The organism is Gottfriedia acidiceleris, assembly GCF_002128425.1.
GTDB classification, from domain to species: Bacteria; Bacillota; Bacilli; order Bacillales; family Bacillaceae_G; genus Gottfriedia; species Gottfriedia acidiceleris.
Window position 1 is genome coordinate 65544 of sequence record NZ_NESS01000001.1, and the last position, 21480, is coordinate 87023.

Annotated in this window: 22 protein-coding genes and 1 riboswitch; of the genes, 6 read left to right on the forward strand and 16 right to left on the reverse strand. The window is 31.4% G+C overall.

Features of this window, described 5'->3' with window-relative positions:
* Positions 1–79: 79 nt before the first annotated feature.
* Positions 80–871: an alpha/beta fold hydrolase gene (locus B6K90_RS00325; protein ID WP_407920481.1), complete on the forward strand. Its 792-nt coding sequence runs from the start codon at positions 80–82 to the stop codon at positions 869–871.
* Between the two features lie 114 nt (positions 872–985).
* The gene (locus B6K90_RS00330; RefSeq protein WP_088010568.1) at positions 986–1609 is read left to right on the forward strand and encodes a hypothetical protein; all 624 of its coding nucleotides are present in this window, start codon (positions 986–988) and stop codon (positions 1607–1609) included.
* A gap of 165 nt (positions 1610–1774) precedes the next feature.
* On the opposite strand, the gene B6K90_RS00335 is transcribed toward B6K90_RS00330, so the two are convergent.
* The 6 genes from B6K90_RS00335 to B6K90_RS00360 all read right to left on the reverse strand — a co-directional run bounded on the left by B6K90_RS00335 (position 1775) and on the right by B6K90_RS00360 (position 7750).
* Positions 1775–3244 (reverse strand): recombinase family protein, encoded by a 1470-nt coding sequence (locus tag B6K90_RS00335; RefSeq protein ID WP_088010569.1) that lies wholly within the window; start codon positions 3242–3244, stop codon positions 1775–1777.
* A gap of 373 nt (positions 3245–3617) precedes the next feature.
* Positions 3618–3836 (reverse strand): YozE family protein, encoded by a 219-nt coding sequence (locus tag B6K90_RS00340; RefSeq protein WP_025671848.1) that lies wholly within the window; start codon positions 3834–3836, stop codon positions 3618–3620.
* 109 nt (positions 3837–3945) lie between these two features.
* Positions 3946–4236, reverse strand: coding sequence for a YokU family protein (locus B6K90_RS00345; protein ID WP_088010570.1), 291 nt, complete (start codon positions 4234–4236; stop codon positions 3946–3948).
* Positions 4229–5638: a lysine 2,3-aminomutase gene (gene kamA, locus B6K90_RS00350; RefSeq protein ID WP_088010571.1), complete on the reverse strand. Its 1410-nt coding sequence runs from the start codon at positions 5636–5638 to the stop codon at positions 4229–4231. The genes B6K90_RS00345 and kamA overlap by 8 nt, the downstream gene beginning before the upstream one ends.
* A 205-nt stretch (positions 5639–5843) precedes the next feature.
* Positions 5844–5972, reverse strand: a complete 129-nt coding sequence (locus tag B6K90_RS00355; RefSeq protein ID WP_088010572.1) for a YjcZ family sporulation protein — start codon at positions 5970–5972, stop codon at positions 5844–5846.
* A 206-nt stretch (positions 5973–6178) separates the two neighbouring features.
* Positions 6179–7750 carry an L-lactate permease gene (locus tag B6K90_RS00360; RefSeq protein WP_088010573.1) on the reverse strand — a complete coding sequence of 524 codons (1572 nt, stop codon included), beginning with the start codon at positions 7748–7750 and terminating at the stop codon, positions 6179–6181.
* A 488-nt stretch (positions 7751–8238) separates the two neighbouring features.
* On the opposite strand from B6K90_RS00360, the gene B6K90_RS00365 reads away from it, so the two are divergent.
* Entirely contained in the window at positions 8239–9078 is an 840-nt protein-coding gene (locus B6K90_RS00365) for an LCP family protein (RefSeq protein WP_167555231.1), read from the forward strand.
* Between the two features lie 138 nt (positions 9079–9216).
* On the opposite strand, the gene B6K90_RS00370 is transcribed toward B6K90_RS00365, so the two are convergent.
* The 7 genes from B6K90_RS00370 to B6K90_RS00395 form a co-directional block, all read right to left on the reverse strand.
* Entirely contained in the window at positions 9217–9867 is a 651-nt protein-coding gene (locus B6K90_RS00370) for a histidine phosphatase family protein (RefSeq protein WP_088010575.1), read from the reverse strand.
* A 33-nt stretch (positions 9868–9900) separates the two neighbouring features.
* Positions 9901–11256, reverse strand: a complete 1356-nt coding sequence (locus B6K90_RS00375; RefSeq protein WP_088010576.1) for an NAD(P)/FAD-dependent oxidoreductase — start codon at positions 11254–11256, stop codon at positions 9901–9903.
* Positions 11257–11382: 126 nt separating this feature from the next.
* The gene (locus B6K90_RS24490) at positions 11383–11535 is read right to left on the reverse strand and encodes a putative holin-like toxin (protein WP_407920482.1); all 153 of its coding nucleotides are present in this window, start codon (positions 11533–11535) and stop codon (positions 11383–11385) included.
* A 22-nt stretch (positions 11536–11557) separates the two neighbouring features.
* Positions 11558–12649 carry a GerAB/ArcD/ProY family transporter gene (locus tag B6K90_RS00380; protein ID WP_088010577.1) on the reverse strand — a complete coding sequence of 364 codons (1092 nt, stop codon included), beginning with the start codon at positions 12647–12649 and terminating at the stop codon, positions 11558–11560.
* Between the two features lie 58 nt (positions 12650–12707).
* The gene (locus tag B6K90_RS00385; RefSeq protein ID WP_088010578.1) at positions 12708–12923 is read right to left on the reverse strand and encodes a hypothetical protein; all 216 of its coding nucleotides are present in this window, start codon (positions 12921–12923) and stop codon (positions 12708–12710) included.
* Positions 12920–14149, reverse strand: a complete 1230-nt coding sequence (locus tag B6K90_RS00390; RefSeq protein ID WP_088010579.1) for a Ger(x)C family spore germination protein — start codon at positions 14147–14149, stop codon at positions 12920–12922. The genes B6K90_RS00385 and B6K90_RS00390 overlap by 4 nt, the downstream gene beginning before the upstream one ends.
* Positions 14146–15648, reverse strand: a complete 1503-nt coding sequence (locus tag B6K90_RS00395) for a spore germination protein (protein WP_235821694.1) — start codon at positions 15646–15648, stop codon at positions 14146–14148. Before B6K90_RS00395 ends, B6K90_RS00390 begins: the two co-directional genes overlap by 4 nt.
* Positions 15649–15967: 319 nt before the next feature.
* Between B6K90_RS00395 and B6K90_RS00400 the strand changes: the two genes are divergently transcribed.
* Both B6K90_RS00400 and B6K90_RS00405 read left to right on the forward strand, forming a co-directional pair.
* A complete protein-coding gene (locus B6K90_RS00400) occupies positions 15968–16198 on the forward strand; it encodes a hypothetical protein (RefSeq protein ID WP_088010581.1) in 231 nt (76 codons plus the stop codon).
* A 150-nt stretch (positions 16199–16348) separates the two neighbouring features.
* Positions 16349–16573, forward strand: coding sequence for a hypothetical protein (locus B6K90_RS00405; RefSeq protein ID WP_088010582.1), 225 nt, complete (start codon positions 16349–16351; stop codon positions 16571–16573).
* Between the two features lie 231 nt (positions 16574–16804).
* On the opposite strand, the gene B6K90_RS00410 is transcribed toward B6K90_RS00405, so the two are convergent.
* Complete coding sequence (locus B6K90_RS00410; RefSeq protein ID WP_088010583.1) at positions 16805–17035, reverse strand: hypothetical protein; 231 nt, start codon at positions 17033–17035, stop codon at positions 16805–16807.
* Between the two features lie 366 nt (positions 17036–17401).
* A complete protein-coding gene (ade, locus tag B6K90_RS00415) occupies positions 17402–19123 on the reverse strand; it encodes an adenine deaminase (protein WP_088010584.1) in 1722 nt (573 codons plus the stop codon).
* A gap of 32 nt (positions 19124–19155) precedes the next feature.
* A riboswitch (purine riboswitch) is annotated at positions 19156–19258 on the reverse strand.
* Positions 19259–19450: 192 nt separating this feature from the next.
* Here ade and B6K90_RS00420 point away from each other — a divergent pair.
* Positions 19451–20188: a DUF4397 domain-containing protein gene (locus B6K90_RS00420; RefSeq protein WP_167555232.1), complete on the forward strand. Its 738-nt coding sequence runs from the start codon at positions 19451–19453 to the stop codon at positions 20186–20188.
* Between the two features lie 64 nt (positions 20189–20252).
* Here B6K90_RS00420 and B6K90_RS00425 read toward each other — a convergent pair whose 3' ends face one another.
* On the reverse strand, positions 20253–21356 hold the full coding sequence (locus tag B6K90_RS00425) for a histidine kinase N-terminal domain-containing protein (protein WP_088010586.1): 1104 nt from the start codon (positions 21354–21356) through the stop codon (positions 20253–20255).
* Between the last annotated feature and the right edge of the window lie 124 nt (positions 21357–21480).

The following is a 21480-nucleotide window of genomic DNA, read 5'->3' on the forward strand; positions in this document are numbered from 1 at the left end:
AATTTATTATAAATTTTCTAAAAACTCCAAACATACCGTTTTTAACGTTAAATAATTTCGTAAAACCAATACCAAAGGAGTGATAAAATTGTACGTTACTAAGACTGAAAAGATCAAACTGTATTACGACCGGTTAGGTACTGGAGAACCTCTCGTATTAATTCATGGTCTTGGTGAAGTAAAAGAAAGTTGGATTAAACAATATGAGCTAGCAAATGAATTCGATTTAATTATTCCTGATTTGCGTGGCCATGGAGAAAATCATTTAACTGAAGGAATATCAATTAAGAATTTCGCAAAAGATGTCCTTGATTTAATGGATCAGTTAGAAATTGAAAGTGCACATATACTAGGCTTATCTATGGGTGGGACTGTCGCACAAGAGATTTACCGTCAAGCACCTGCAAGATGTCGCTCTTTAATTCTAGTTAGTACATTTCATTTTGCTCCTAGATTACTAGGTTTATGGTTTATTCATTATAAGGAGCTTCGATCAAAAATTTTTACACCACAACAAATAAGAGAGATGACAATAAGAGCGTGCCTATTTACATGGGAAGAAGAGTTATTACAACAATTTAAACAATATTATCGCCCAAATCCAGAAGGATATGACAAGTCAATGAGAGCCTGTTTTAACGTTGATAATAGAGAATTATTACCAAATATAAAAGTACCAACGCTTATTATTGGTGGTGAGTATGATACCATTACTCCTGTATGGGTCCAATTAATAATGCATAAAAGTATTCCAAATTCAAAATTAATTATTTTCAAAAATACTGGCCATGTAACCAAAATGGAAGCCGCAGAAAAATTTAATCAAACCATTCGCTCTTTTATAAATAAACAAGTACACGTAAAGAGTTAATTTGTTAACTAGAAGACTTAGATCAACTTATTTCGCTATCTAATCGTATTACATCTAATTGTACTATTCTAAAAAAAGCCTCCATATAGTTTACAAAAAAGGGAGGGGAGCAATATGTACGAAAATTGGCTCGATACATTATCTTCTAACGATTTATTTCTGACCATTCTATCAATATTAATTGGTGCGATAGGTGGCTATGCTAATATATTATTAGCAAATGAGGGCTATATTAGAAGTTATCGATTTAAAGATTCTGATGGTAGAGAACGATATTCATTAGGTTCTAAGAGAGAAATCATTCTTGGAGCTATGGCAGGTTGTGTATCATACCTTATTGCTGTTCTAACGACAACTGAACAAACTCCTGAATCCGTTATCATTTATGCTTTTATTTGTGGAGTTAGCGGTGGTGCGTATTTAGAAAAATTAGTTGATAAAAACGTTAATGATAAAATAATTGATTTTAGTTCGACGCTTGAAGAAATGGAGAAAGAGAAAAGTGAAAACAAAAAGACAAGTGCCCTCTCGATTCAGGAGGGAAATATGCATCAAACCGATACTGTTGTTGTCGATGAAATTGTCCAAAATAATGTTGATGACAGTACTAATGATGCGACCAATGAAGTAGTAGATTTTCATTACAATATTTTAAAGAAAAAATTAAAAAATGCAAGAAGCACTAAGGAAGCTGAAAAATACTTTAATGAATTAGTTAAATTGATCAATAACAGATAAATTTTAATATTGCATGATAAAAAAGTTCAGTCCTATCTTTTCGGAGATGGTTTGCTGAACTTTTTATTTTTTAAATTTAAGATTCTCAAAAAAAAATGACCTTACGTGGCTGTTTAATGGGAGATTTCTAGAGGGAATCGTTTAATAGAATGTTAGAATGTTGAATTAGATCCATTCTATTTTAATAGTGGCAATTTCCTTACTTTGAGTAGTATCATGACTTGAATTCATATTACTACTAAACCATATTTTATTAATAAATGTTTTTAAAAATTGGTTACATATTTCAGGATCTATTCGTTCTATATCGTCCAGAGTTTCAATTATCTTCTCTACTTTTTGATCATCATCTTTTTTGTTTCTTAAATTCTCTATTTGAGTCTGATAGAGTACTAATTGCTCGTTCATTTGATTCATTTGAACGATTAGTTCATTTTTTAATTCTTCGTATTCATTTTTAGTAATTTCTCCATCCATCCTCATTTCTATAACGTTATTTTGACGTTTTTTAATTTTATCCTTTTGTTTTATTAATGAGTCGAGTTCATTCATTAATCTCTGTTCTAGCTCAATTGTTTTTTGAGAATCTAGCATTTTTAGCGCGTTCTTTAGTTCTGATTTTTTTTCTTTAATGCTCTTTAAAACAAACTCTTCAACTAATTCATATTTATAGCCTCGATCTTTACACTGATTGTTTGATATTTTATATGAACACGATTTAATAAAATCAATATTTGAACTATCTTTTTGAATATATCGCTTCCTCCCACAGCAATTACAGTATATTAAATTTTGTAACCTGCGAACTGTTTTTCGGTTTTGAAAATAAACATTTTTATTATTTTCTAATATGTTTTGGACGGCAAAAAATTGCTCCTTTGTAATGATTGCCTCATGTGCATTTTCAATAAAAACTTCATCAATAATTTTATTATGAATACGTCTACTAGCTTGTATGACTCCATAATATACGGGATTTGTGCGTAATTGGCTAATATGTGATGTTGTAAGGATTTTACCTTGTCGACTCCTCCAATTTAATCTATTTAAATGCCTTGCTATTTCATTGACGGAAACTCGTTCTAACGTTTTATCGAATATTAGTCGAATGATCTTTGCTTCGTCTTCATTTATTTCTAATTTTTTTTCTGAATTTTTACGATATCCAAGTGGAGTCTTATTGCTCATTACCCATTTTCCTTGCTCCGCTGCCGCTAATCTACCTCTCGATAACCGCTTCTTTATTTGTTTATATTCAAAATTAGCCAATACTGCCTGAAATGAAAATAACATTTCATTCGTTTCCTGCGATAGATCTATTTTACCTTGTGGCGTTAATATTTTAATATCATTTAATAGTAATACTTGCTTGATTTGTTCGGCATGTGCATTATCACGTGAAAGACGATCTATATCCATAATAATTAAATAATCAAATTCATGAATTTTCTTTAGTAATATATTTAATTGTTCACGCTCTGTATTTACACCACTCGAAATTTCCTGATAAATGATATATTTTAAATTATGTTGGTTTGCAAGCTTAATCAAAGCATTTTTATGATTAAGTAACACTTCATCTACATCTTTTTGTTCTTCATTTCTTGAGAGTCTAAGATAAATAGCTGCTAACATAAAATCACCTTATTATGCATTTTGGTAAAGTGTTGAATTCCCAATAAAAATAGAAAGTTAATATTTGTTATCTTTCCGACAGTACCATATAACGTTATCACGACAATATCATCCACGTTATATTTGGGTTGTTTTTTCTTCGTCATACTTCTTACCTCCTTCTCCATTCGTCGTGACTAATTCGTTTTTACTGTATACTATGCAACCAATAGATAATTGTCTGTCATTTTCATCGTAAATAAAAAAAGGGATTAGCCTATTTTGTAGGTAAGAAATAAAAACGGGTAATAAGAGAACTAATTGAAAAGAAAAGACGTTTGAATTTTCTTGTTTATATAAAAAAAGATGCAACTTAGTTTACCTAAGTTACATCTTATTGATCTTCTAAATATAAGTTCCATGCTTCGTCAAAAACGCTCATCGATTGATGGAAAGTTCCATCAAACTCTAAATACGAGCTAATTTCGTCATAGCTTGAAGAATGTTTTGGAAATGAGTGATCATTAAAAAGATGATCTGCCAATATTCCAATTTCGTTAGGAATTTTATAGTTTCTATGCTTCATCATATAATGGTAAAATGACTTTCTCATGATTCTCCCTCAGTTTTATAATTTTTTTGTCTCTATTTCTAAAAATTGTTTCTTTATGAATGTACCTTATACAATAACAGAGTTATTTTATATTTTAAAAATACTCGTTCTAAGACGAGAAGTCAAAATAATTTCTTTTTAATAATCTCGGCTGCTTCATTAATTCATCAAATGTGACTGAAACCGGAAGTAATTTAGTTGAAATGAGAAACAACTGATCTTCTATCGATTTGACCATTTCTTCCTTTTGATAGGTAAATTTACACTGTTCGCAATGATATGATGGTACATCTGTAATTGTGATTGCTCGGGAACCATCAGGTAATTCCCAATGTACAACGGCTTTTGTTTCTTGTACATTGTCTTCCCCACACCAATCACACTTTAGTGTATTATTCATCTTTTTTTACACTTCCATCCATTTTTTGAATTTGTGATTGATATTTTTTCTCCTTTAGTTCATCCCTTTTTTCTCGTTTATTTTTCAATGAACTATGTGCTGGATCTGTTTGATATTGTTCTCTTTTTTTCATTCTTTCTAAATCTGAAGGAATAAGACTTTGCACCTGATCATTCATAATACTAGCAATACCAACTTTAGCTGCTTTATTTAAATAATCAGGGTAAACAAGTGAAAAATACTCTTCAGCTGTATCCTCTTTATAGTTTTCAGGCTCTGGATAAGATGTGATGACACCCTCAAAATTTCGTAGTACTGTTTTTTTGCTACTTTGTGAGACGATATAGTTTGGCTGAAGTGAGATTTTACCTCCTCCGCCTGGTGCATCTACTACAAATGTAGGTACTGCATAACCAGAAGTATGCCCCCGTAACCCTTCAATAATCTCCAACCCTTTTGCAACTGGTGCTCTAAAATGACCAATTCCTTCTGATAAATCACACTGATAAATATAATATGGTCTGACTCTAATTTTTACTAAGTCATGCATTAACTTTTTCATAATCGGTACGCTGTCATTAATTCCTGTTAGAATAACTGATTGGTTCCCAACTGGAACACCAGCATTCGCAAGCATTTCACATGCTTTTTTTGCTTCTTCTGTTACTTCAATACTCGTATTAAAATGTGTGTTTAACCATACTGGATGATATTTTTTTAATATTTCACATAAGTTTTCAGTAATTCTTTGGGGGAATACTACAGGTGCTCTAGTGCCAATTCTAATAATTTCTACATGATCAATTGCTCTTAAATTTTTTAAAATGTATTCCAAAATATTGTCATTAATTAATAATCCGTCTCCACCTGAAATAAGAACGTCTCTGACTTCTTCATTTTCACGAATATATGCAATTGCTTCATCTAATTGTTTTTTCGGTACTCCCATACCAATTTGCCCTGAAAATCGACGTCTTGTACAGTAGCGACAATACATTGAGCATTGATTTGTAACTAAAAAAAGCACTCGATCTGGATATCGATGCGTTAATCCAGGAACTGGACTATCATCATCCTCTCCAAGTGGATCTTCCGAATCATATTTTGTTTTATTTAATTCTTTACTAATTGGTACAGATTGCATTCTAATGGGGCAGCGTGGATCGGTTGGATTCATTAAAGAAGCATAGTATGGCGTAATATTTAATGGAATTGTTTTAGTTGATATTCTTACCCCTTCTTCTTCGTCCTTCGTTAAATCGATCACTTGTTTCAAGTCATCCAATGTTCTGACTGTATTTGTTAATTGCCATAGCCAATCGTTCCATTGTTCATCCGTAACATCTTTCCATAGAGGAATATCTTTCCAATGTCTTTGAGGTTTATAAAGCTGATTTTTCATTTATGGTCCTCCTTGTTTAATAGGACAATTTAAATTAAATAAAATTAAGTAGAAGTTTCTAGTTATATACCTACTTCTTTATATGCACTGAATAAAAAGTTGGTGAAAAGTGTAAAACTTAAAAACGATATGAATACCTTGCAAAAATCAAATAAACCGACTAACTAATTGTTAGTCGGTATTTGTGGCTGACGCTCAATATTTTTTAGCAAGTTACAAAAGACGCACCGATGATAATTAATAAAATAAACAATACAACGATTAACGCAAATCCTCCGCCGCATCCCCAGCCACAACCGTAGCCTCCGCCGTAGTAAGGTGAATATCCCTTCATAAAGATTGCCTCCTTCACTTAACTTTTAGAAATCACAATAAAGTATATGTAAGGTTCACAATCCTTGTTACATAGGCATTCGACTATATTTTAGGTAAATTGAATAGATCTTAGATTATGAACATTAAACAAATTTTTCTTAATATCAAATTTAAAAAATAAAAAAGTCTTGAGAAATCCTCTCTCAAGACTTTTTAACTTACTAATTAGAAGAATAGTGATAATATAAATGTCCATATACAAACAAACGCTAGTAAACCAAAACTATATTTTAATGTCATTTTTGTTAATGTCGATTCATTACCTGTTTCACCTACTGCAGCTGTTGCGATTGCAATTGATTGAGGTGAAACTAGTTTTGCTATTACCCCACCTGCAGTATTTGCTGATACTAATAAAGAAGGATTTGTACCTATAATATTACCGGCTGAAACTTGAATTGGAGCAAATAAAGTGTTGTTATTTACTACAGAACCAGTCATAAATACACCAATCCAACCTAAAATTGGAGATAAGAATGGAAATGCATCTCCTGTATGTGCAACTGCTTGACTTAAAGCACTTGTTAATCCTCCATACGTCATCAATTTTGCGATACTAATAATTGCACAAATCATAATGATTGGTATCCAAAATTCTGAAATTATTTTTTTAAGTAGAGATAAACCTTTACTAAAATTAATTGATTTAGAAGAGAAAATTGTAACTAATCCTGCTAATAATATTGCAGTACCTGTCGCTCCGATTAGATCAATGCTGACATTTATTGTAGAACCTGGTACAACGAATTTTATAACAGTAGAAGCTAGTGCTCCTCCTTCAACAAATAAACCCTTAAATGATTTTAAGCTCCAAATTAATACGAAAATTGTTAGTAAATAGAATGGTGACCATGCTTTAATCACATTAGCCAAAGAATAAGATTCAATTTTGAATTTTTTCCCATTTAGTAAGAAAATATTTTTAGGTTGCCATTTTTTAAGAAATAATGCTAAAACACCCATTGTTAATAATGAAGGAATAATATCTGCTAACTCTGGACCTAAAACGATTGTCATGATTGCTTGAGAAACTGTATAAGTAATAGACGTTACTAAAATTGCTGGGAAAATTTCTTTTATTCCTTTAAATCCATCTATTAACCAAATTAAAAGAAATGGAATGGTAAAATTAATAATAGGTAATGTTAGTGCTGTCATGATTGAAACTTTCATTGAAGTTACACCATGTAATCCAAATGTATCAATAATTCCTACTGGTATTCCAATTGCGCCAAACGCACCAGATGCACCATTTGCAATTAAACAAAGCATAGCAGCTTGTAATGGTTTAAAACCGACTGAAACTAATAATACTGCACAAATAGCAATCGGTACGCCAAAACCTGCAGCCCCTTCAAGAAATGCGTTAAAACAAAATCCAATCAATAAAAACTGGATACGTTGATCACTTGAAATTCCAACTATACTGCTTCGTAAAATATCAAATTTCCCAGATTCTACTGTTATTTTGTATAACCACACAGCCATTATAATGATATAACCAATTGGCCATAACCCTTGAATGGTCCCTTGAGTAACACTACCGATTGATTCACCGATTGGTAATTTAAAGATAGTCAGTACGATTATAAATGTAATTCCAAGGTTTAGTAGCGCTGCATAAATACCTTTCATTTTTAATACTGTTAAGCATAAAAGAAATAAAAGAATCGGTACAGCCGCAACTAGTGCTGAAATTGCAAGGTTATCGAATGGATTAAAACTATCTACTAACATTTGGTTTACTCCCTTGTTTAGGTTCTAAGATTTATCCATCAAATCTAGCACCTAATTATTTTGTTAAAAAACTTCACAAACATATATTTTTTATTATTGCCTTATAAAATGATTAATATTATTTCAAATGCGGTTATTATGTGAAATAATTCACAAATTGGATTAAAAAAATAAATTATCTACTAATTTACTCCGTTCTAATTTGTGAAGCATTTAACAATGTTGATTTTATACTAACTACTATTTCGTTTCAATCAACAATTTTTACCATTTATGGGGATTTCCTTTTTTGTTATGTATTTTCAAAATATTAGAGGGTAAATTACATAAATGGACCAACATAAATCTACACATAGAAGGGAGTTATAGTCATGTTGAAGTTCTTACGCATATGCCTTCTTTCTTTTCTAGTTTTCTTTCTAACCAGTTGTCAAATTATACCATCAGACCCTAGCCAAAGCCAATTAAACTCACTAAGTGAGCAAAATATGAGCTTTAAAAATAAACTTTTAAAAAACTCATTATTTTTCCTTGTAATAGGTGTTGATTCTCGAGGTGAAAAAAACTCACGATCAGATAGTATTGCGGTTGTTCAATATAACGTTGAAGATCGAACTTTAAAAGTTGCATCAATCTTAAGGGATTCATATGTTAAAATTAATGGTTATAAGTATGGTTACGGAAAAATTAATCAGGCCTATTATTTAGGTGGAGAAAAACTACTAAAAGAAACTATCTATAATAATCTCGGTATTCCCATTGACCATACCGTTATAATTGATTTTAAAGGTTTTGTTGGAATTGTAGATACTCTTGTACCAGAAGGTATAACTGTAAATGTTAGTGAATCAATCATTAATGATATGAACTTGAAAATGAAACCTGGAAGAAATAAATTACACGGTGAACAGCTCTTAAAATACGTACGTTTTAGACATGATCAAGATAATGATTTTGGAAGAGTTCAACGCCAACAAGAAGTATTGTTAAAAGTTGTAATTGCCGTTAAAGAAAAGTTAAATACTTTTGGAGGCATCGCTAGAGTCCCTCTTTTATTAGACGAAACAACAAAATATGTTTCTACTGACTTAAAGTTAGATGAAATACTTTCACTTACTTCTATTGCATTTTCTCAACCAATCGAAAAAATTGATCGCTTAAGTATTCCTGTAGATGCTGGTTTTACAAACGAAACTGTTAAACATTCAGGAGCAGTACTAAAATTAAACTTTTCAAAGAACAGACAAACAATCAAGCAATTTTTTAAAGCTCCTGCACCAGTCATAAAGAGTAAGAATAGTGATAGTAAAAAGTTAAAAAATAAATAATAAAATTAATTTAAGCAACTATAAAGATGAAAAAAGAGAAGGACTGGAGCCTTCTCTTTTTTGATGGAATTAATGAATTTGTTTTGATTATTACGTTACCTTTAAGAGAATATAAAACGTTGACTATATTCAAGTGAATTATTGATTAAAAGAAATAACTTTATATGTTTCAGACGAGTATTCCAAGATTGTTATACTAGCATTTTTTATTTCCAATTCAATATTAAATTCCTCTGAAAACTTTTTTACAATATTGCGAATCGTATTTCCATGAGTGACAATTAATACATTCTCATCGTTTTTATTATTTTCGATGATTAGTTCATTCAGCCCTTTTTCAATTCGCTCCCATAGCTCGGTGTAGCTCTCGGCATGATGGTATGGATCAGATTCTTTGATAAAATTTGTAACATCTTCTAGGGACCGATTTCTTAATAGTTCTCTAAAGGAAGAATAACCGTGATCAATTGCGACTTTCCCTAAGGCTACCGCTGAGTATTCGCCCTCAAAACTACCAAAAAAGGATTCTCGGAAGGCTTTTGTTTTTCTAATTACAGGGATTTCATAACTGTTCTGCTGTAAAATTAGTTCTGCCGTTTCAACTGTTCTACCTGAATCACTAGTATAGACACGATCAAACTGGATATGTGATAATCTATTTCCACATTCAATCGCAACTAGTTTCCCTTCTTCTGTTAATGGACTGTCGGCCCAGCCTTGCATTCTTTTATAACGATTTAAATAAGTTTCACCATGTCTAATTAAATATAAATGAATTCTATTTTTCATCTAATCACCCACAATGTGAATTTTAAAATCTAGTTAACAAGTTAAATATTGATTCTTATTTGCCAAAAACTTACCTAAATGAATACCACTAGCCGCTGCTTGAGACAACGAATGGGTAACTCCAGAGCAATCTCCAATTACAAATAAACCTTCTAAACTCGTTTCAAAGTTTGTATTTGTTTCAATAATAGGTGAATAAAACTTACCATCCATTCCGTAAAGAAGTGTATCCTTATCATTTGTCTCTCCAATAAATTCTTCCAACTGACTCAAAAATCCTTGTAATATATTCAAATATAATTTAGGTATTTCATTATTAAGGTCACCATAATCGGCATCTAATGTCGGCTTTATACTGTTTTTTTCCATTTTCAATTTAGTCGTAGGCTCGCCACTAATTAAATCACCTAATCGTTGAACGACGATTCGATCTGAACCTTTATTTATTTTTCCAATGATTTTAGTAGCGTAAACATTTGCTTCTTTTAGTGAAGAAAAATATTTAGGAGTGAATAAAGTAAAATTTAAATTAGTTGTCCCTGATTCTTTTTCCCTAAAATTTTGTCCATCAGGCATAACTAGCCCTTCTTGAAACTTTCGAACGATTCTACCTTTTGGATTCATACAATATGTAGTTGAAATCAATTCATCAAATTCAAAAGCAAGTTTCGTTTCAAATGTATCTTGTAAAATTGAACGAAGCTGTTGTTCCTTCATTTCGACTCTAATCCCTAAATCTAAACGAGTTCTACCTTGTTTAACGCCAAGTGATGTACACTGATCATTTAACCATTCTGTTCCGGATCTACCTGTTGCAAATACTACGTTTTCAGATTCAAATTTTCCTTTGTTAGTATTTAAAGAGAATAGATTATTCTCCTTTTTAATATTTTCAATATCAACTTCAAAGCGAATATCAATCCTACTAGATAACTCGTTATATAGTCGTTGGAATATTTCTGTTGAAAGACGCGTACCAAGATGTCTAACTTCAGTAGTTAACATATGCAAATTGCAATCCTCCGCTTTTTTAGCCAACTTTTCATTTACAGTCGAATATTTTTGTACAGAACTTCCACCAAAAAGGCATAATATTTCATCTACCTCTTTCATTAATTGTTTAAGATTTTCTCTGCCTACCTTTTGAGCTAAATCTCCTCCAAAATCACAAGAGAAGTTAAATTTCCCTTCTGATTTACCAAGTCCTGCAAACCCATAATATTTACCACAAACATCGCAATTGCATATTCCGCCTTTGTCTGTAGCACATTCCCTTTCCTCTAAAGATTTTCCTTTTTCAAGTATTAATACTTTTTGATTTGATTGTAATAATGTATATGCTAAAAAAATGCTACTTACACCTGAACCGATAATTGTAATATCATACATCTTTTTTCACCTTCTTGATTTTTTCACTTATTCTAATTGTACAATAGTTACTATACTTAAGTGAAATCCTCAAATTATAACTAACAGACATTATTATAAGAAAAAAAACACGCCTCTTAAGCGTGTTTAAGAATTTTTATTCTTATCCTTATCTTTAAACTCTAAAATGGCGATTACAAACATACCAAAGCTAATCATTAGTGATAAAACTTCGAAAGTAACTATACAAACCGCCTCCTTACTTTTAAGCCTTCCCGGAACCAAGTTTGTCCTATACATTCAACTATCACTTATTTTTTTCTTATTGTAATTTTTGAAAATACCCTTTAAAAAGGCTAATTAGTAAAAGAAAAAGCGGAATAATGCATTGAACAAGAAGTGCATAAAAAGGAAATGCAACGATTTCATAGTGGCTAATCTCGACCGTGCTAGGTAATGACCAAAAACAAAATTCAACAATTAAAATCCCTACTGGCCATACTACAGGACGGTAATCGGATATATTAAATAACTGAGCACTTGCTAGTACCGAAGCATAATAGAATATGGAAATTTTCACAAATGTTCCTAATATCCAAACAGCCATAAATATAGCCTCTAAATGTTCAAAAAAATTCGCAATACTAATGTACCTTGCTACATTCATCAATGGGTATACTTTATAGTCTGTCGATGTTCCAAGTACTGCATATGTCGACATATTTACGATTACTAAAGTAATCATTACTGCAAATACAGTTAACATCCCCGACTTTAGTCCTTTTTTAGAATCTCTTAAAAAAGGAAGGAGAAAAATAATTAAAAAAAATTCTGTAAACCAGCCTTGGAGTATAATTGATCCTTTTATCGAAGGCATAAGTCCATCTTCCATGATAGGGAAAATATTTTTGTAGTTGAAATCTGGAATTAATAACAGCAATAATAAAATTAGCGTTATGAGAAATATAGGCACAAATAACTCGGCCACTCTTCCTACTAATTCAATACCTCCTCGGATGGCAAATGCACAGACAAGTATCATAGATCCTGTGATGACAATAACTGGTGTATGTGGAAGAAAAGAGTCTACCACAAACTCTCCGTAGCTTCTTGTAATCAAACCTGTGGTAGGAATATAAAAAAACAAAAATAGTAATCCTATTATTTTCCCAATGTACTGACCTAAGATTTGTTGGCTAAATTGAATGACGGTTTGATTTGGATATCGTTTTGACAATTGATATGTGATAAAAACTGTAAAAAAACCGATTGAACTAGACCAAATAGGTGACAACCATAAATCCTGTTTGGCGTAATGAGCTGTAAAGCTTGGTACCATGAGAATAGCTGTAGCTATAATTGTTGGATAGATCATGAATGCTAATTGAAGGGATGAAATTTTTCCATTTTCCATGGCCGTCTCCTTCCAATAATGGTATGTATTTTCTTACGGCTGTATAGTATATTGACAGTTACAAATATTTTTCAAAAGGTTTAAAAATGGATTCAACCCATGTAATGGGTCCATCTAATTGTTGTAGATTAAACAAAGAAAAAATCCATCCTATAAAAAGTAACAAAATAAACCCAATCTTATCTTTTTTAGGAGATTGTTTCATTCTTGTCCATTCGAAAAAGAAAATTAGCGATACAACTACTGTTGTACCAATAAAAGCACCCCACTTCATTCTTTACTAACCTCTTTCTCAGGTATTGCTCCTGGTTTATTTATATAACCTTGTCTGCGAATGTTGGCATCGACATCAATTTTTACTGTTACTTTTGGAAACTTTTCTTCCCAGTGATTTTCGACTTTTTTCCACTCGTTCGGATATTCTCGATGATACTCCTCTGCGAAACCAATAATATCTGACTTTAGATTTTGTTGTGTTTTCTGAAGAGATTGTTCGATACTTTCTTTGATTTTATCTTGAAAAACTTTTTCTAGTTTCTTTTTAAATAATGCATTAGAATAATCTAAATTCGTTCCATTTTGCGCGATCGCTCCATTTGCCTCTACTTTTACGATCATTTTCCATTTATTATGTTTAATTTCTGGAACAAGCTTTGTATGAAGCACAACTGGATATAATGATACATTCCCTTTCATATCAGAAGATTCTAAGGTAACAGTAAATTCTTTCTGTTCATTTCTTAGCAACAATACTCCTCTTGTTTCTCTTTCAGTAAGCTGACCGATCATTTTATCCTTATTTAAAACTACGGTACCAATAATGACTGGTAGTTTATTCGATTGTATTTTCTCATCATCCTGAGGAATTGTTATCAAATCAAGCAACGGAATTGCAGCTGTCTTAGCTTTTCCTGTTAACATCTCTTCAAAAGACTGCAAAGTAACAAGCATTGAAAAACGGAATTCAGAAAGTCCCATTATCGTTTCTGCTGAATAGCGCTCTAAAGGTGTAGACACTTCGAGTATTTTCTTTGGATCTCCTTTGCTTACGAATAAATAGGCTCGTTCTCTTGGTTGAGGATGTCGGAGTAAAAAATCCATTTGCTCCTCTACCCCTTTTTTTGCTAATTGTTCACTAAAAATATATACTTCGCATTGTCCCCAAAATATTTTTCTAGGTAATTTAGCTTGGAGCTTTGAGATTGCGTCGGCAATATTTTTTCCTTTTTGAGATCTAACCAATGTAAGCGATGCTTGCTGATTTGCTCCTGCTTGTCCATTACCAGAGCTTAAATCTTTCGGTATAATTACTTGGATTGAAAGTTCAATTGTATTCTCGTCTATTTGATCAATCGCAGCGGCAGTGACGATTGCTAAATCATTAATTTCCAATCGATCCCAACAACCACTTAACAATAGAATCATTCCACATAAGGAAATCAAACAGAGTAAACGTTTCATTGTACGATTTTTCTTTTTTCTTACTTTAAAATTTTTCACTCTTTTTCGTTTCCTTTGTCTAAATTTGGTGATTGTCCTTCAGATTGGCGATATAAATTGGTCTTACCAGTTAGGTGAGGACGAGTATCCATCATCCATAATGGTGATCTCCATAAAACATCCTTAATTTCTTTGGCTTTTAGCGGTGCAAGTGGAGATAAATATGGTACTCCAAATGAACGTAAACTACATAAATGAATTACGATCAAGATGATTCCCAACATAATTCCAACTAGCCCTAATGAACCAGCAAGCAAAATCATGGGAAAGCGGAGTAAACGAATTGCAATTCCTGCAATATAACGAGGTAACATAAATGAAGCGATTCCAGTAATCGCTACTACAATAACCATTGGTGATGAAACCAATCCTGCCTGGACAGCAGCTTGACCAATAACTAGCGCTCCCACGATACTTACAGCTGCACCTATCTGTTTAGGCAATCGAACCCCCGCTTCTCGAAGTGCTTCAAATGAAACTTCCATTATCAGAACCTCTACGATGGATGGAAAAGGTATTGGCTCTCGTGAGGCAGCCATACTAAGTAACAAATTAGTTGGAACCATTTCTTGATGGAAAGTCATAATCGCTACATAAAATGAAGGAAGCAAAAGTGAAATTCCAAGAAATAAATAGCGTAGCCAACGAATAGCCGAACTAACAATAAAACGTTGATAATAATCTTCGTGAGACTGAATCAGCGAAAAAAAAGATATAGGAGCTATTAAACAAAATGGCGTTCCTTCAACTAAAATTGCTGCCCTACCCTCGAGTAAATTAGAGCAAACTACGTCCGGACGCTCTGTGGACAGAATCTGAGGAAAAGGAGAAAAAGGGTTATCTTCAATCATTTCTTCAATATATTCACTTTCCAAAATTCCATCAACTTCAATGCCACTTAATCGATTAGTAATCTCATTTATTAACGATTGATCTGCAATTCCTTCAATATAGGCAATTACTACTGTCGTATTCGTATATCTCCCAATTTTCAACGATTGCATTTTAAGAGAAGGACTTTTAATAATACGGCGTAGTTGAGATTTACTAATCTCTAAAGATTCATTAAATCCCTCTCTGGGACCTTTAATTCCTACCTCTGCTGTCGGTTCTTCAATCGATCGTTTTTCCCACTTAGCAAGCCCTAAAGAAAACCCTACACTTACTCCTTCAAATAAAAGAACAGGGTTTCCTGCTGAAATCGACTCAATACACTCCTGAAATGAATGAACTTTTTTCACTTTAGAAACTGGTATTTTTTCCTCAAATAAATCATTTACCGTTCGATTTACGCTTGATGTTTTTTCCATAAGTGGTATTAAAACAAAATTCTCAATTCCTTCTACATCTGATAAACCTTCGATATAAATAATCGTAGCTTTTGTTTTTCCAAAAAGTAAGAATGAACGAAAAATTACGTCAGAGCAATTATCATAGATTAAATGGAAGGCTTCAATATTTTGACCGTAACTATCAGAAAGGGGATCATGCTTGTCGATCTTTTCGTCATTGATTTTTGACTTGAACCTTTGAAGCAATTTATGTTTATTACGAATCAATTAAGTCTCCCCCATTATGTAAACATTTACCTTTACTATAATTTTCAAATTTTTACTAAATATACGGAAATTATTGGAATTTCCCCTGATTAAGCAAACTTATAAAAGTTCTCGAACTTAGTGAGCCATTTTCATTCTCTTCTCTTCATTTCCATGAAGATTATTTCATTGTTACCGTTAATCCAATTTCTTCCACAATCCTTTTTAGGTCTATTTTTTGTTAATAATTGGAACAATATCACCGACAGGAGGAATAGTAATGGATCATTTCGAAGCATTTTTGAATAGTAAGAATTGGATTGATAATGATTTAGATGCCAGATATATAAACATAAACCACCCTTATGCGATCTTAATTTCTGGAGAAGAAGGACAAATTACATTAAGAGGAAACACCGGTATTGATAATGGTCAAAACGGAGAAGAAATCTTCTCTTTTACGTCATTAAAAGAGCTCCAGGAGTGGTTTGAGGATAATATCGGGGAATGAATTAGTTGTATGAAATAAGTAATTATACTCATGCCAAAATCACTAATTATTGGCTGAGTTTTTTTTTACTTGAATTGATTTTAAAAAAGCAGTATACATAAAGGATATTGAAGCATTTGCAACGAATAATTTTCTTTGGAGGTGTTTAATATGAGTAGTAAAAATATTGAATTGAATTGTAATAAAGATGATTTATATCTTGAGGTAATCAACGAAATGAAAGGAATACAAATTCATTTGCTAGAAGAGATTAATAGGCTAAACAGCGAAGTTAATTTTCTAATATCAGTTGTACTACCAAATATAGATAGAGATAGTTTAAATAATGATCAATTGGCCATGTTCGGAGAGATCGTTTTGAATAAAAGAAGTTAAAGTCAATATTAAGTATTCCATAATGCTGTATTATATGAGATATGCTGTTTGTATTTTAATCTTGTTTCACCAATTACTTCTCTTTCCTCTTATATATATTTACCACTTTGTTTAGTCGTTGGATTGTTGAACATGAATCCATTGAAGTAGTATGTACCTTTTAAAGTAATGCTAAAAACAATATACTTTTTATTTCATTGTAAATCTATTTCTGTATTTAATTCAGCTAAATTACTCTTCAATCTTTTTAGAAAAAACTTTACCATTATTTAATTGACACCAATCAAGATCTGTTGTGTCACTGTATTTTGCGTTAAATTCGTCTATCGAAAGGAATATTTCAATATTACCTTTTTCAAGTTCTAAAAGAAGTGTATATGGAGTTAAACCGTAAACATTAGAAACTGCAATTAATTCACCTATATGTATTTTTTCTGAAAAATCAATTTTATCTTCCAACATAATCACTCCTTTAGAATATATTTTTATATTCTGCCCTTATTTCGAATTTATTTTGCAGTATTTTTCATTGATTCTGTATTGATCAGATTCATTTAACAAAATTAAAACCACTCAATAATTAACTTGAGTCATTTTTTTAGTTTTTAATACGACTTACTTAGTTACATACTTATAATGGAGGTCATGAGTTACTAAAATAGCTACATTATGTAATTTACTTACTCATAAGAGGTTCATGAGTTAATAAAATGGCTGAATTATGTATTTTACTAACTCATAAGCGGTTTATGAGTTATTTACCTATACCGACTATATAATTAACAAAAAAAGACTCCTAAGTAAACTAGGAGTCTTTACTTATTTCATTTATTCACTAAGAAAAACTGGAATAAATTTAAATTCATTTACATTAAATAACCCTTTGGTAGTAATTTTTATACTTGGTATAACTGGTAGTGCTAGAAACGATAAAGTTAAAAATGCGTTAAATGTATTGTCTGGCCTAATTTGTAGTAATGTTTTTTCAATTTGATGCAAACCAGCCTCTACTTCTTCTGAAGATTTATTACTCATCAATCCACCAATTGGTAATGATAATTTGGCCATTACTTTTCCAGAAGATACGACTACTATTCCACCATTCATTTCTTCAATTGTTTTAATTGCAAGATACATATCAGCATCATTCATACCGGCAACGATTAATTGATGTGAATCATGAGCAATGGTTGTAGCGATTGCTCCATCAATTAAATTTAAACCTTTAACAATTCCTAGACCAATCTCTTTTTCAGAATGGTAGCGATCTATTACTGCTATTTTACATAAGTTTTCGGCTACATTTGGAACAAAATAATTATTTTCATTTGATATTTTTTCAATTAAATGATTTGTAACAATACTATTTGGATTAATTTCTATAATATTGCCTAGCGTTTTAGAGAATGTTTTTAATTCAAGATCTTCAATCTTTAGATCTCCTAAGCTTACTTTTGAATCAATCAAAGTCGGCTCTTCATTTTTGATTATTTTACTAATTTTTTTGTTTTTAACGATAAACTCGTTTTTACACCATACGTCTGTAACATCTACTGATTCTAAGTTATTTAAAAAGACTAAGTTTGCTTCATAGCCAGGAGCAATTGCACCTTTTCGCTTTAATCCATAGCATGTTGCTGGATTTAATGTTGCCATTGAATAGGCAGTCACTGGGTGAATTCCATTTTCGATTGCTGTTCGAATACAAAAATCAATCGTACCCTCTTTTATGATATCGTCTAAATGTTTGTCGTCTGTGCAATACATAATACGCCCTGCATTTTGTTCATTTACTGCTGGTAATAAATCCTTTAGATTTCTTGCAGCAGACCCTTCTCTAAATGCAACATATAACCCGGCTCTAAGTCTTTCCATTACTTCCCTGACATTTGTACATTCATGATCAGTTGAAATTCCTGCATAGGAATATGTGTTTATTTCATTTTTAGTTAGTCCAGCTAAATGACCATCGATTGGCTTTTGATAAGCATGAGCTAATTTTAATTTATCAATCATTTGTTTTTCCATTGACATAACAGCAGGATAATCCATCACTTCTGCTAATCCTAGTACTCTTGGATGAGTCATAAATGGCTCTAGATGTTCTGCATATAGTATGGCTCCTCCACGTTCTAATGAAGTTGCAGGTACACAGGACGGCAACATTACTCTAACGTCTAACGGAATATTATCTGATGCGTCTAACATCATTTTTATTCCATCCACCCCAGAAACATTTGCGATTTCATGTGGATCGCAAATAACCGTTGTTACTCCATGTGGTAGCACAGTTCTTGCGTATTCACTAGGTAAAACCATCGATGATTCGATATGAACGTGGGAATCAATAAAGCTTGGTGATATATATTTTCCTTCAGCCTCTATTATTACATTAGCTTCATAATCACCTATTCCGACTATTACTCCATTTGTAATTGCAATCGAGTCTTCTATTATTTCTTTCGTAAAAACATTTATTATTTTTCCATTTATAATTAAATAGTCAGCCTTTTCAGCTTTAGTTGATGTTTTCATTTCGTGTAAGTTCATGTTTGTTTCCTCCTAAAAATTTAGGAGAGATTATGCAAAGGCATTTCTCTCGTAGTCAAACTATATCGGCAGCTTGGTAGATACTTTTGGACCGTTAATTTCCAAAATTATACGAGCGTATTAAGAACCACTTTACTTAAAGTGAATGAACTTAATTAGCTAATATTTAATTGTAAAAAACTATATTAAACGTATTCTATTAAATTTTAAGACTAAAAAGCAATAACTATTTTAAGAGTTTTAAATATAAAATAATTCATAATTTTCTCTTTAATGAATACTATTTTAAATGGAATTGTAGGATGGTATTCATGGGAGGTATGTAGTTTGAACAACGAGGTACAAAATCTTAATCAATTTTCATCCCATTCAAATAAAAAGGACGATTTTCATCTTTATTATAAGCAATTTGATTCGTTCCAAAGGCTTATAAAAAATAATGATTCACCATTAAGTTATAAACAGGATAAAATAAAAAAGCAAAATTTAGCTTTTATAAGACTCATAAATGTTTTACCTAAAAAAATAAGCTTAACTATTTACCTTAATCGAACTAAATTTATTTCCAGTTTAACTTATAAAGAATCAACTCAATATTTAACTTTACCTTCAGGGGTACATCTTGTTGAGATTTTTAAAACAAATGATCTATCAAAACCAATTTATTCTGAACAAATAACTTTACTTGCTGAGCAAAATTATACGTTTGCTATTGGTAATTATTTAGACCAAATCTCGCTGTTTTCATATATGGATAATAATTCTTTACCTAGAGGAGAATCTAAAATTCGCTTTATTAATTTATCCCCTAATTCACCAAATCTTGATTTCGCTGTGAAGTCTGGTGAAGGTGATGTTGTTTTTCCAAACGTCCCGTACCGGAAAGCCTCAGAATATCTGCCTATTTCGCCTATGACAGTTAATTTAGAAATACGATTAACAGGTACGAAAATGATTTTATTTCCCCTCTATAGATCAAAATTTGAAGAAAATATAGTATATGATTTAATTTCAGTAGGGTGTGTTGAAGAGAACCCCAAATTTGAAGTTATTACATTATTTTAGACTGTTCACTAACTTCTTATCTTTTATATAAAATAAAAAACTCGGACAGATGATCCGAGTTTTTTTATGCCTCTTTTGGCAATTTTATGTAAAATGCTGTCCATTCATCATCAGAAAAACATTCAATTTTACCATCGTGTTTTTCAATTATTTGTTTACATACAAATAAGCCAATTCCAGTACCATGATTTTTTGTCGTAACAAATGGTTCAAAAATTGTCCGTATGCTTTCTTCACTAATTTTAGGTCCATTATTTCTTATTTGAATTTCAATCATCTCCTCTAGATCTGAAACTTGATAATGAATTGTTTTTTGACCATCGTTTTCTGCCAAGGCATCGATTGAATTCATTAATATATTAAGTAAAACTTGACGAAGTTCATTTCTGAAACCCGGTATGTATATATCTTGTGAAATTCCTTCTTGTAAAATTACATTCGAATTTACAATACTTGGATATAAGAATTCGGTAATTTCTTTAAATAAATCATTAATTAAAAAGGATTCCACCATTTGGTCATGATCCTTTTTCGAGACATGAAGAAATTGATCTATTCTAAAGTTTAATTGATGCAATTCATGATCTATGATGTCTAAATACTTCAATTGTGGATGATCACCTTTAAGTAATTTTACAAAACCAATAATTGAAGTAAGTGGATTTCTAAATTCATGAACAAAACTAGCAGACATTTGTCCTAGAATAGTAAGTCTCTCTTTGTGAGTCTCGTCAATGAATTGTTTCTTTGCTTCGATATCTTGTGTAATGATATAAGAATAATGTTTTGCTGTAAAATAAATAAACTGGTCAAATACGTAGTTAATTTTATTGATAAGTGGCTGAAGTAAGCTAATACTTTCTTCAAATTCAGACAAATGTTTAAAGAGTTCACTTCTAGCTATATTTGAGTTATATACAAAATCTCCGATGTTAGCACTTGCTTTAGCACGCTCAAGGGCAATTTTATGTGCCAATTCTTTGACTTGATCCTCATTAATTTTACCTTCAATAAATAATAACGTAAAGTCAATCAATTTAGTTCCATTAATGATAATCTCGGATTTAAATGGATCATTATCGCTAATTACCGCTTGAGCGACCCAATTCTTTACTAATGTAGGCATACTTTCCTGTATGAAAGTGCTATACCTACTCTCTATTGACATATCAATAAGGAACACCTCCAATAAAAAATCTATTAATTAAATAGTAACAAATTTTTAAATATTCGTTAAGTAAAAAAATAAAAATTTGTCGAATTTATTACGACAAAGTAATATTTTTTACAAT

Bases quoted from the DNA above. Each gene is read 5' to 3' on its own strand.
- B6K90_RS00330 (WP_088010568.1), top strand. From the start codon at position 986: ATGTACGAAAATTGGCTCGATACATTATCTTCTAACGATTTATTTCTG.
- B6K90_RS00355 (WP_088010572.1), bottom strand. From the start codon at position 5,972: ATGAAGGGATATTCACCTTACTACGGCGGAGGCTACGGTTGTGGCTGG.
- B6K90_RS00385 (WP_088010578.1), bottom strand. From the start codon at position 12,923: ATGAAGTGGGGTGCTTTTATTGGTACAACAGTAGTTGTATCGCTAATT.
- B6K90_RS00405 (WP_088010582.1), top strand. From the start codon at position 16,349: ATGAGTAGTAAAAATATTGAATTGAATTGTAATAAAGATGATTTATAT.
- B6K90_RS00380 (WP_088010577.1), bottom strand. From the start codon at position 12,649: ATGGAAAATGGAAAAATTTCATCCCTTCAATTAGCATTCATGATCTAT.
- B6K90_RS00410 (WP_088010583.1), bottom strand. From the start codon at position 17,035: ATGTTGGAAGATAAAATTGATTTTTCAGAAAAAATACATATAGGTGAA.
- B6K90_RS24490 (WP_407920482.1), bottom strand. From the start codon at position 11,535: ATGTATAGGACAAACTTGGTTCCGGGAAGGCTTAAAAGTAAGGAGGCG.
- B6K90_RS00370 (WP_088010575.1), bottom strand. From the start codon at position 9,867: ATGAAAAATAGAATTCATTTATATTTAATTAGACATGGTGAAACTTAT.
- B6K90_RS00375 (WP_088010576.1), bottom strand. From the start codon at position 11,256: ATGTATGATATTACAATTATCGGTTCAGGTGTAAGTAGCATTTTTTTA.
- B6K90_RS00400 (WP_088010581.1), top strand. From the start codon at position 15,968: ATGGATCATTTCGAAGCATTTTTGAATAGTAAGAATTGGATTGATAAT.
- B6K90_RS00360 (WP_088010573.1), bottom strand. From the start codon at position 7,750: ATGTTAGTAGATAGTTTTAATCCATTCGATAACCTTGCAATTTCAGCA.
- kamA (WP_088010571.1), bottom strand. From the start codon at position 5,638: ATGAAAAATCAGCTTTATAAACCTCAAAGACATTGGAAAGATATTCCT.
- ade (WP_088010584.1), bottom strand. From the start codon at position 19,123: ATGAACTTACACGAAATGAAAACATCAACTAAAGCTGAAAAGGCTGAC.
- B6K90_RS00340 (WP_025671848.1), bottom strand. From the start codon at position 3,836: ATGAGAAAGTCATTTTACCATTATATGATGAAGCATAGAAACTATAAA.
- B6K90_RS00345 (WP_088010570.1), bottom strand. From the start codon at position 4,236: ATGAATAATACACTAAAGTGTGATTGGTGTGGGGAAGACAATGTACAA.
- B6K90_RS00335 (WP_088010569.1), bottom strand. From the start codon at position 3,244: ATGTTAGCAGCTATTTATCTTAGACTCTCAAGAAATGAAGAACAAAAA.
- B6K90_RS00365 (WP_167555231.1), top strand. From the start codon at position 8,239: ATGAGCTTTAAAAATAAACTTTTAAAAAACTCATTATTTTTCCTTGTA.
- B6K90_RS00425 (WP_088010586.1), bottom strand. From the start codon at position 21,356: ATGTCAATAGAGAGTAGGTATAGCACTTTCATACAGGAAAGTATGCCT.